General features: G+C 63.9%; 3 protein-coding genes and 1 pseudogene. All 4 read left to right on the forward strand.

The genetic code is table 11. The features are described 5' to 3' along the window. Positions 1 to 453 precede the first annotated feature (453 nt). Positions 454 to 753, forward strand: a complete 300-nt coding sequence (locus EET03_RS25060; protein ID WP_075542678.1) for a PE family protein — start codon at positions 454 to 456, stop codon at positions 751 to 753. Positions 754 to 768: 15 nt separating this feature from the next. Beyond that, positions 769 to 1578: a PPE family protein gene (locus EET03_RS25065; RefSeq protein ID WP_075542679.1), complete on the forward strand. Its 810-nt coding sequence runs from the start codon at positions 769 to 771 to the stop codon at positions 1576 to 1578. Continuing rightward, positions 1575 to 1976: a PE/PPE C-terminal domain-containing protein gene (locus EET03_RS25070; protein ID WP_075542680.1), complete on the forward strand. Its 402-nt coding sequence runs from the start codon at positions 1575 to 1577 to the stop codon at positions 1974 to 1976. The genes EET03_RS25065 and EET03_RS25070 overlap by 4 nt, the downstream gene beginning before the upstream one ends. Before the next feature lie 85 nt (positions 1977 to 2061). After that, positions 2062 to 2294 (forward strand): annotated as a pseudogene (locus EET03_RS25075) (IS1634 family transposase); the annotation flags it as partial.

Consider the following 2294-nt stretch of genomic DNA (forward strand, 5'->3'; position numbering starts at 1 on the left):
GCCGACTCTGCTCATGCGATATCTTCTTCACCACAAAGGCCTTTCCCGCTGGGCTGCGTTGAAGTCGCAAACCCAGCCAGGGTAAGGCCTTTGCCCTATCCTCCCCAGCCGACACGCTTACTCAGGGACTAGTCCAGGAGGCATGGGTATGCGCTCCGTACCAAACGGCCCGGCCGTGAGCAACGCTTGTGCGAGATCGAACGACAACACCATCCACGGCCCCTAGGCCAGTACGTCGACGCCGAATTCTCCGCGCCGGCGGCGGTCTAGTTAAGCAGCTCGCTCACAACGACTTTTGGACGAAAGCGTCACTCTCCGACAACGAAGTCGCACCAACATACCTGTACCCCAAGGACACTCGGCAGGGTACGGCCAATCGGGCTCGACGGCGCCGTAGCCGCCGACCCCCATTCAACTACACGCCTTGATAAGTCGCGGAGGTTTAGTTACCCAATGTCGATTCTCACCACAGAGCCGGAAATGCTGCAGTCAGCGGCGACCAAGCTGCAAGCACTCGGCTCGTCGATGATCTCCCGTAACGCGGCCGCGGCCGCTGCGACCATGAATGTGATTCCGCCTGCGGCCGAAGAGTTTTCGGCGTTGACCGCGATGTATTTCGCGGCACACGCGAAAGCGTTCCAGGCGGTCTACACCAGGGCTATCGCGATTCACGAGGCGTTTGTCGCGACGCTGGCGGCTTGTGGGGATTCGTATACCGCCGTTGAGGCCACGAATAGAGTCAATCTGGCGTAGAAGAGCAGTGCCACAATGGATTACGCGCTATTGACGCCGGAGGTCAACTCCGGCAGGATGTGGGCCGGCCCAGGCGCCGGCTCACTGCATGCGGCCGCAGTCGCCTGGAATGAGATGGCCGCCAATTTCTACGATGCGGCCAGCACGTATGCAACGATGCTCGCCAACCTGGCCATGTCATGGCGAGTACCGTCGGCGACAAAGATGACGGCAGCAGCCGCGCTTTTCGTGGCATGGTTGACGGCCAGCGCTGCAGAAGCCGAACGGGCCGGACAGCACGCGCGGCTGTTTGCAGCCGCGTACGAGATCGCGCACCTGACGACGGTGCCGCTGGCCGAAGTCCTGACCAACCGGCTCGGGCACCATGTGCTGGTCGCTACCAACTTCTTCGGCCAGAACACCCCGCTGATCATGCTCAACGAAGCGGATTACGGCAGGATGTGGGCGCAGGACGCCGCCGCCATATATGCATATGCCGAAGCGTCGGCGGCCGCATCGCGTCTGACGCCGTTCACCGCGCCGGCGCCGACCACCGATCCAGGCGGACTCGCCGGCCAGTTCGCCGCGCGCGCAGTCGGCACCGGACACGCCTCGGGTGAGGTACTTCAGCATGTGGCGCGGCTGCACGAGCTGACACCCTCGGCACTGCAGGCACTCGCTTCCCCGGCCAGCTCCGGCACTTGGTCGAAAGTGTGGACCGCGATAACCGACGCCGCGAATGCGATGCGGAAGACGACCGAGTGGGGACTGCTGGGGGGCAAGGTGGCGTTCGAACCGATCATCTTTTCCCTCTCCGTCATGGACGGGATGAACATGGCAGCATGATGCAAAGCTTTGCGACCAAGGCGCTGGCCAAGGCCGCGATGGGTGGTGCCGCCGCGGCGACCCACATGGTGCCCATCACCGCCCCGGCTCATCAAATCAGCGCAGCGTTGGGTAGCGCGGACTCGATCGGAAGGCTGTCGGTACCGCCGAGTTGGGCCGTCAAAGCCCCGGCAATCCTTCCGGACGCCGACCTGTTGCCCGGCGCGGTTGCGGCCGATCCAGACTCCGGAACGCCGTGGGTCCAAATGGCAATGTCCAGCCTGGCCGTGAACCGGGGTCGCCCGCGCGGGTGCCGCGCCGATGGCCCGGACAAGGTTCGTCCCTCGAACGCCCGCCGGCGGTTAGCAGAGCCGAAGCGACGGCGCGGATTTCGCTTCCCGGCGCCGCAGCGGCGCTAGCGGGAGTTTCCGGCCTTCGTGGTTGAGCGGCGTGTCTTGTGTTGTGGTGCTTGAGGTTTGTGGGTTTGGAGTGTATTACCCATATATGGCGTCGATCGTGGGTAAGCGACGCGGCAAGCAGACCTATTACTACCTGGTGGAATCGGCTCGAGTGCAGGGCAAGCCGCGCATCGTGTCTCAGCAGTATTTGGGCAGCGCGGAGGAGGTGATGGCGAAGCTGTCCGAGACGCCGGCCGGGCAGCCGATCCGTAGCCAGCACAAGCAGTTCGGGGATCTGGCTGCGGTGTGGTCGATGCTGGCCCGGCTGGATGTGGCCGG

The organism is Mycobacterium innocens, assembly GCF_900566055.1.
In the GTDB taxonomy this organism is placed as follows: Bacteria; Actinomycetota; Actinomycetes; order Mycobacteriales; family Mycobacteriaceae; genus Mycobacterium; species Mycobacterium innocens.

Excerpts from the sequence above, each read along its gene's own strand:
- EET03_RS25065 (WP_075542679.1), top strand. The coding sequence starts at position 769 with ATGGATTACGCGCTATTGACGCCGGAGGTCAACTCCGGCAGGATGTGG.
- EET03_RS25070 (WP_075542680.1), top strand. The coding sequence starts at position 1,575 with ATGATGCAAAGCTTTGCGACCAAGGCGCTGGCCAAGGCCGCGATGGGT.
- EET03_RS25060 (WP_075542678.1), top strand. The coding sequence starts at position 454 with ATGTCGATTCTCACCACAGAGCCGGAAATGCTGCAGTCAGCGGCGACC.